Source organism: Gallibacterium faecale (assembly GCF_027920745.1).
Classification (GTDB): Bacteria; Pseudomonadota; Gammaproteobacteria; order Enterobacterales; family Pasteurellaceae; genus Gallibacterium; species Gallibacterium faecale.
The window spans coordinates 1-7,898 of sequence record NZ_JAQIBB010000116.1; the positions used below are offsets into that span (position 1 = coordinate 1).

Annotated in this window: 8 protein-coding genes and 1 pseudogene; 7 read left to right on the forward strand and 2 right to left on the reverse strand. The window is 33.7% G+C overall.

What is annotated here, in order from left to right; all coding sequences use genetic code 11:
* A partial coding sequence (locus PF272_RS12125) for an HAD-IIB family hydrolase (protein WP_271142952.1) occupies window positions 1-504 on the forward strand: 504 nt, incomplete at its 5' end.
* A gap of 11 nt (window positions 505-515) precedes the next feature.
* Window positions 516-899: a fluoride efflux transporter CrcB gene (locus PF272_RS12130; RefSeq protein WP_271142953.1), complete on the forward strand. Its 384-nt coding sequence runs from the start codon at window positions 516-518 to the stop codon at window positions 897-899.
* On the opposite strand, the gene folA is transcribed toward PF272_RS12130, so the two are convergent.
* On the reverse strand, window positions 879-1,367 hold the full coding sequence (gene folA / locus PF272_RS12135) for a type 3 dihydrofolate reductase (protein ID WP_271142954.1): 489 nt from the start codon (window positions 1,365-1,367) through the stop codon (window positions 879-881). The two genes, PF272_RS12130 and folA, sit on opposite strands and share 21 nt — an antisense overlap.
* A gap of 8 nt (window positions 1,368-1,375) precedes the next feature.
* Window positions 1,376-2,527 (reverse strand): prephenate dehydratase, encoded by a 1,152-nt coding sequence (gene pheA / locus PF272_RS12140; protein ID WP_271142955.1) that lies wholly within the window; start codon window positions 2,525-2,527, stop codon window positions 1,376-1,378.
* A gap of 400 nt (window positions 2,528-2,927) precedes the next feature.
* On the opposite strand from pheA, the gene PF272_RS12145 reads away from it, so the two are divergent.
* The 5 genes and pseudogenes from PF272_RS12145 to PF272_RS12165 form a co-directional block, all read left to right on the forward strand.
* Window positions 2,928-3,515, forward strand: coding sequence for a fimbrial protein (locus tag PF272_RS12145; protein ID WP_271142956.1), 588 nt, complete (start codon window positions 2,928-2,930; stop codon window positions 3,513-3,515).
* A 77-nt stretch (window positions 3,516-3,592) separates the two neighbouring features.
* On the forward strand, window positions 3,593-4,285 hold the full coding sequence (locus PF272_RS12150) for a fimbria/pilus periplasmic chaperone (protein ID WP_271142957.1): 693 nt from the start codon (window positions 3,593-3,595) through the stop codon (window positions 4,283-4,285).
* 77 nt (window positions 4,286-4,362) lie between these two features.
* A pseudogene (locus PF272_RS12155) lies at window positions 4,363-6,158 on the forward strand (fimbria/pilus outer membrane usher protein).
* Window positions 6,136-6,867, forward strand: coding sequence for a fimbria/pilus outer membrane usher protein (locus PF272_RS12160; RefSeq protein WP_271142958.1), 732 nt, complete (start codon window positions 6,136-6,138; stop codon window positions 6,865-6,867). The pseudogene PF272_RS12155 and the gene PF272_RS12160 overlap by 23 nt, the downstream one beginning before the upstream one ends.
* Before the next feature lie 14 nt (window positions 6,868-6,881).
* Window positions 6,882-7,898, forward strand: a 1,017-nt coding sequence (locus tag PF272_RS12165) for a hypothetical protein (protein ID WP_271142959.1), incomplete at its 3' end; no start/stop codon positions are given.

Sequence of the window (7,898 nt, forward strand, 5' to 3'; positions counted from 1 at the left end):
ATCTTTGTTAACTCTTACCAAGATTCAGGTTGGTTTATCGATCGTGATATTCCACAAATGGCGAAATACCATCAAGATTCTGGTTTTACGTATCAAGTCGCTGACTTTCGTCATCATGATGCCTCTGGAACAGAAAAAGTCTTTTTTATTGCCAGAACTCAAGCTGATTTATTGGAGTTAGAGCACTATTTACGTAAAACCTATGGTGATCAAACCGAAATTGTCTATGCTTCATTAAATTGCTTAGAAATTATGAATAAACAGGTTTCTAAAGGCAATGCACTTAAAAAAGCATTAGCGGATCGCCACTTCTCAGCAGAACAATGTTTAGCCTTTGGTGATGGAATGAATGATGAAAGTATGTTGGATTTCGTTGGCAAAGGCTGCATTATGGCAAATGCCAATCCAGCGCTTATCAAAGCGTTACCTCACTTAGAAATCATTGGTTACCACGGACACGAAGCTGTGGCGAGTTATTTACGAGCAATCTTTAATTTAATCTAGGCATTATATTTATGTTGTCGCTTGTTTATATTTCGATTGGTGCAGCCTTAGGGGCTTGTTCTCGTTGGGGGCTAAGCTTGTTATTAAACCCAATCTTTACAGGTTTTACTTTTGGTACTTTAATTGCAAATTATCTAGGCTGTTTTTTAATTGGTATTGCCAGCGGCGCACTCATCTCCTATCCGATGATTGGTAACGAGTGGCGCCTATTTTTTATTACTGGTTTTCTCGGCAGCTTAACGACTTTTTCTTCTTTTTCTGGCGAGGTAATTAATATTTTTCTAGATCAACAATGGTTAACAGGCGTAGGCGTTATTTGCCTCCATCTGTTTGGTTGTTTAGCTTTTACCTTACTTGGTATTGGCTTATGGCGTCTATTGATGTTGGCGTTCTAAGATTTTAAAACAACAATTATATGGATTTTTTTCATCTGCCAAGTGAGTTTGCATAAAGCTCACTTGCCACTCTTCTAAATCAATTACAGGGAAATAAGTATCACCTTCTAATACTGTATCAATTTCCGTTAGATATAAACGATCAGCCCGCACAATCATTTCTGCAAATAATTGCCCACCACCAATAATCATTACCTCAGTTTCATCTTTTACCAGTGCTAACGCTTGTTCTAAACTGGTCACAATCTCTACACCATCAATTGCTACCGCCGTTCTTGATAACACAATATTTCGACGTTTTGGCAACGGTTTTCCTATCGACTCAAAGGTTTTTCGTCCCATAATCACTGGTTTACCCAAAGTGTTTTGTTTAAACCAAGCTAAATCTGCTGGCAAATGCCATGGCATCTGATTATCTAAACCAATCACGCGATTTTTGGTCATTGCCACAATTAAACTTAATTTCATTTTCGACCTCAAGCTGGCTTCACAATATTACTTGGATAACATCCTAACACTTTGACAAAACTACAATAATTTTGTAATTCTTGTAATGCTTGCTGTGTTGCCTCTTGATGTAAATTGGCTTCAATTTCTACATAGAACATCTCTTCCCATGGTTTACCATAAATCGGACGAGACTCTAATTTGCTCATAATAATCTGATGTTTTTTAAACACCAATAACGCATCAACTAATGCCCCAGCCTGCTGAGTAGTGGACATTAACAATAACGTTTTCGCACTCACTTGCGGTGAAACCTCAACTGGTTTCTTACTTAATACAATAAAACGCGTAATATTATTGACTTGATTAGCAATGCCATCTTGTAACACTTGTAAGCCATATAATTTCCCGCCCTCAGCATTACCTAAAGCCGCAACATTAGGACGATTAATTTTTGCAACTAACTGCATTGCGTGTGAAGAGCTTTCACAATACTTAACATGGACACCTGGTAATGAATTAATAAATTGACTACATTGCTGAATAACTTGTGGATGGCTATATAAGGTATCAATTTCGGTTAATACTGTTGTTTGTGAAATTAATACACAATGCTGGATTGGATAAGTGAGTTCACCAACAAGATGTAAGTTCGTATGCTGTAACAAATCATACACATCATTAATTGAACCTGATGTCGTATTTTCAATCGGCAATACACCATAATCCGCTTTTTCTTGTTCGACTGCATCAAACACTTGTTGGAACGATTCACAACTTAACTCAATTAACTGCTTTTGCCCTCGCTCCGCATATTGACGTGCGGCTAAATTCGAATAAGAACCTAACATCCCTAAAAAAGCAATATGCACTTCATTCTTACGTTGCTGATTTAATTTATTTTGTAAATAGACTTGCTGAGTTAAAACCGAATCTTCAATAATTTTCTGAAATACTTCGGTAATATATTGCGGATTAAGCTGATAATCTTGACTATCTGCATAACGAATCAATGCATCTAATAATTGCTGTTCACGCTCAATATCACGTAACGGCTTTTTAGTAATCTCTTTACTTCTCACCACGTCATAAGCAATTTGATGTCTCTCCGCCAATAACTTTAAAATTTCCCGATCAATTTGCGTAATTTTATGGCGAATCTCTGTTAAATCTAATGTCATAATGCAGTCCATCACTTTCTTTACTTAAAAAGATGATTATAGAGAATCCATTCTCTTTAACAAGAGAATAATATTATCCCTATCACTCCCCAACAATAATCATTACGTAACAATTTTTTTTATATTAACAACAATAACAGTAACGAATTAAGTCAATTAACTTCAACTATCACAATAACTTATTTACCATTCTTTGATGTTTGCAGGGAAGGGGTAATTTATAGAAAACACTAATCAAACATATTGAAAATTTTTTTATAAAAATGTAAAATTTAATTTGACTTCATGCTAAATACGTTTAGAATTGCGCGCCGTTGTACTCACTCTTTTACTACTCAATAAGTAGTAAATACATTATCTATTTATACTCAATTTCAAGAAAGGATTTTTAGGAATATTTATGAAAAAAACGCTTTTAGCAGCTTTATTTTTAGGTGCGTCAATTTTTAGTTCTTCTGTATTTGCAGCAGACAATACATTAACAAATGATGGCACCATTAATTTTGCAGGAAAAATTGTAGCAACTACTTGTAAAGTTGATTCTACTAATACACAAGACCCATTAACAGTCACACTTCCTACTATCAATAAAAGTTTATTAGCAGAGGCAGGTAATATTAATGGTGAAACAAAATTCCAAATTCAATTAAAAGGTTGTACAGCCTCAACTGCTCAAACAGGGCCAAATAAAGATATTAATACTGTTCGAGCATTCTTTAATGGGAATAATATCAATCAAAATGGCCGTTTAACTAATAAATCTGGTAATGGTTATGCATCTAATGTAGATATTCAAATTCTAAATGCAAATAAAACAGTTTTAAATTTAAGTAATCAAGATATTGCTACTCAAGATGCAGAATCAGCAGTTACTCTTACAAATAAAGACAATATTTCATTGGTATATTATGCTCGTTATTATGCTACGGGAACAGCTACAGAAGGTGATGTAGAAACTTCTGTGAATTACACAATTATCTATAACTAATAAACTTTCTTTTTTATATTACGGGCATTCTATGCCCGTTTTCTATTTATATATACATTATCTCTTTGGGTATCTCTATGTTCAAAAAATTACTCTTTGGATTATTATTTTTAAGTAATGCTGTTCAAGCAAATATTATTATTCTTGGAACCCGTGTTATTTACCCTGCTCAACAAAAAAGTGTTAATGTGCAATTAACCAACGATAGCTCTCGCCCAGCTTTAATGCAAGCTTGGTTAGATGATGGTCGTGCAGATGAAGATACCAGTAAAATCAAAGTTCCATTTGTGATCACTCCTCCAGTGTCCCGTATGGAAGCTCATACAAACCAAACAATTCGTATTACTTATACTGGAGAGCCTTTACCTAATGACAGAGAATCTGTTTTTTATCTCAATATTATGGATATTCCACCAAAGCCAAAAGCCGGTGAATCACACAATTATCTGCAGTTTGCAATTCGTAGCAGAATAAAACTTTTCTATCGACCACAAAACTTTACTATTTCACCACAACAAGCATATCAGAAAGTAACTTGGTCAAAATCAACAATAAATGGTAAACCAGCTCTTCGAGCAAATAACCTAACACCTTATTATATTACTTTTTCTAATCTAACTGCTGGTAGTTCATCTATTCAGGCGGGGATGGTGGCACCATTTTCAACGTATGATTTTGCTATGAACGGCAATATTAGTGGTAGTACAGTTAAATGGACAACAATCAATGATTATGGTGGGTTACAATCAGGCACTAGTACTCTGCAATAGAATTAATTAATTATTTTATCGTTGGTAATAGCGTGATTATTGATAGTATCAGTAAACGACTACAACAGAAGAACATAATGATTTTTTTCTCATTATGTTCTTTTATTCTGCCTTATAGTTTTGTTCATGCCGCAGAAAAAGTGGAATTTGATAGTTCTTTTTTACATCAAGAATTAGGCCAAAAAACTATTGATACAAATCGTTTTAATACTGGTAATGCGATTACCCCAGGTAATTATTATAATATTGACCTTTATCTGAATACTGAATGGAAAGGCAAGTTTGATATGAATGTTATTGATATCAATAATAAAAGTGAAATTTGTCTTACTCCTGAATTATTAGATTTATTAGATCTAAAAGATGAGGCGATCCATTCTTCTTCTGAACAACAGACAGAAAACAACAATTGCTTACCATTTTCTATTACTATTCCTGAAGGAAAAGCTAATTTTGATATTAATGCGTTACGTTTTAATGTTGAAATTCCACAAGCTTATGTAGTACAACGCCCTAGAGGCTATATTTCTCCGGCACAATGGCAAAATGGTGTCCCAACTTTTTTTGTGAATTACGACGCCAATACCTATCAATATCAATCTGCTGAACAGAAAAATACACAATCTTATTTAAGTTTATACTCTGGAATTAATTTTGCTGGTTGGGCACTTCGCCATCGAGGATCTATCTCTTGGTTTAATCAAGAATCCCAAGGTTATATTAACAATGACAACTATCTCCAACATGATGTTGCATTTCTAAGATCTCAATTTATGTTGGGTGATTTCACTACACGCAATGAGGTAATGGAAAATATAGCCATTCGTGGTGCAAGTTTAACTTCAGATGATGCTATGTTACCCAACTCCGTTCGCAGTTATGCTCCTGTCATCCAAGGGGTTGCTAACAGTAATGCAAAAGTAACTGTACGCCAAAATAACTATGTAATCTATGAAGCCACAGTTCCCGCTGGTCCTTTTAAAATTGATGACTTATACCAACAGGATATAGTGACGATTTAATTGTTGAAATTACTGAAGCAAATGGTCAAAAACGTTCTTTTACTGTACCTGTTGCAACAATGTCTCGTTTAATTAGACCTGGATATAGCCGTTATTCATTAGCCGCTGGGTACTATCGAAATAGCCAACAAGTTTTTGACCAAAAACTTGCTTTATTTGAATGGCAATATGGATTGATAAATAATTTAACTATTCGCACAGGTATTCTTTGGTCACAAAATTATCAATCAGCTACTCTAGGTGCAACAATTGGTTCTGCACAACTTGGCAATGTTACTGCTGAAGTTACTCAAGCGAGGACCAATTTTATTCAACAAAGACAACAAAAACGCGCTTATCGTGTAAATTTGAGTTATAACAACGCTTTGCCAAAAACCAATACCTATTTTTATATTTCTGCATCGCGTTATCTTTCGCCAGATTTTTATCAATTGAATGATGTTATCTTAGCTAATGATCCTATATTGGGTAGATATTATGATATTTCGGATTCCCATTATAATCTAAAGCAACAGATACAAGTTTCAATTAACCAAGCATTACCTAATAACTGGGGTAATCTCTATTTGTCTGGTTCAACTTACAGTTATTGGAACCAAAATAATAAATCTAGCCAATATCAAATTGGTTATAGCCATCATTGGGGATTAATTGATTTTCAATTTAATTTTTCACAATCTGTCGATCATTTTTCAGGACAAAAAGATAATCAATGGTCATTCCATATGTCTATACCTTTAGGGCACAACGAATATTCTCCACAATTAACCGCATCTACCATTAATAGTAGAAATAACTCAAATCAGCAGTTATCTTTGACTGGTTCTTTTGGACAATATCCATCAATATAATTACAATTTATCCGCTTATCGAACTAAACAAAATTATACTTCTTATTCAGCTTATGCTGATTACAATTCATCTTATGCAAAACTGAATGTTTCTACTACACAAGATAACCAACAAAATCACCAATATGGTATAAGCGCATCCGGAGCAATTGTTGCACACCCTTATGGCATTACTTTAAGTAATACTATGAGTGATACATTTGCTATTATTCATGCAGAAGGTGCAAGTGGTGCAATAATTGAAAATAATTGGGGTAGTGAACTCGATATGTTTGGCAATGGTATTGTTCCTTATCTATCTCCTTATCAACTAAATCAGGTAAGTATTGATCCAAGTAATTTACCATTAGATGTAGATCTTTCCTCAACCAGTAAGCAGGTGATCCCTCGGGCAAATAGTGCTGTTTTAGTTGAATTTACAACACAATCAGGAAAAATTGTCTTTTTTGATTTAACTTTACCAAATCAAGATACCCCACCAATGGCAGCTGAAGCTTACGATCAAAATAATTCACCTATTGGTATTGTTGTACAAGGTGGACGTCTTTATACACGAGATATACCAAACGAAGGTACTATAAAAGTCATCTGGGGGAATACTGAAAATGAACAATGCCAATTTAGTTATCAAATTACTGAACAGGATCAACCAGAAAATCCGCAACAACCGATTATTAAAAAACAGACTTGCCAGATTATCGCTAACTAATTAGAGGTTTATAAATGAAATTCATACCCAAAACAGTGATTATTTTTTTATATTCCACTTTAACCATTATTTCTTTATTACCTAAGCAAGTATTTGCAATAACAATACAACCAATAAATGATATTAATTTAACTTCTAATTCTGGTACTCTATATTATCCAAGAAACTTCAATCAAATGAGAAAATTATCAGAAATACATTACACAAAAAATATCTCCATATCTTATGATAACCTACCGATCAGTATATGTAACAATTCCTACTTAGAAGCTATATTAACATTGAATCCTGAGTTACAGGCTTCTAATCTTGGCTCAGCGGCTGGGTATACTATCTATGTATTTAATCAGTCAGACTCTATTGGTTATATAATTGATTTTACTTTACAAAATAAAACAACAAGGGTAACAAGCCAACAAACTAAACTGTTAATAGACTATAATACTCTGGCCCCTGTTCATCAGAACAATTATTGTTATTGGACCCCCACTATTTCCATTCATGTTTATCCTATTATACTTAAACCCAGTTCTTATACGGTGCCAACAGAAACAATAAAAAAATTAGCTACAGTTAATTTGATTGCAAATAGAAGAGCTCTCACTTTAAACCCATGGCTCGATCAAGAGGATACAGACTCATTTAATATTAATATTACGCCTCCAACTATTATTACCAAACCTTATACATGTACATTAAATAATCCAAATCAGACTGTTTATTTAGATGATATTTCAGTAAAAGATTTATTATCAGGTAATGCGAATAATATTAATTCGGGGAATTTCACACTTCAATTAGATTGTCCAGATGATACTAATCCGATATTTCAAGGTTCTTATTTAATACAATTAAATAATATTTACGCTACTCTTTTTGATAATAATGCGCGTGATTCAAATGATTCTGATATTCTCACTTTATTGACAAATGGAGAGAGAAACCCAAGTGTAGGGTTACGTCTTATTCGTACAGATAATAATCAAGTTATAAAATATGGAATCAATAATCAATGGCTATTTGCTACTGAT

What these genes read in the sequence shown, in the direction of transcription:
- PF272_RS12130 (WP_271142953.1), top strand. Translation starts at nt 516, where the DNA reads ATGTTGTCGCTTGTTTATATTTCGATTGGTGCAGCCTTAGGGGCTTGT.
- folA (WP_271142954.1), bottom strand. Translation starts at nt 1,367, where the DNA reads ATGAAATTAAGTTTAATTGTGGCAATGACCAAAAATCGCGTGATTGGT.
- pheA (WP_271142955.1), bottom strand. Translation starts at nt 2,527, where the DNA reads ATGACATTAGATTTAACAGAGATTCGCCATAAAATTACGCAAATTGAT.
- PF272_RS12145 (WP_271142956.1), top strand. Translation starts at nt 2,928, where the DNA reads ATGAAAAAAACGCTTTTAGCAGCTTTATTTTTAGGTGCGTCAATTTTT.
- PF272_RS12150 (WP_271142957.1), top strand. Translation starts at nt 3,593, where the DNA reads ATGTTCAAAAAATTACTCTTTGGATTATTATTTTTAAGTAATGCTGTT.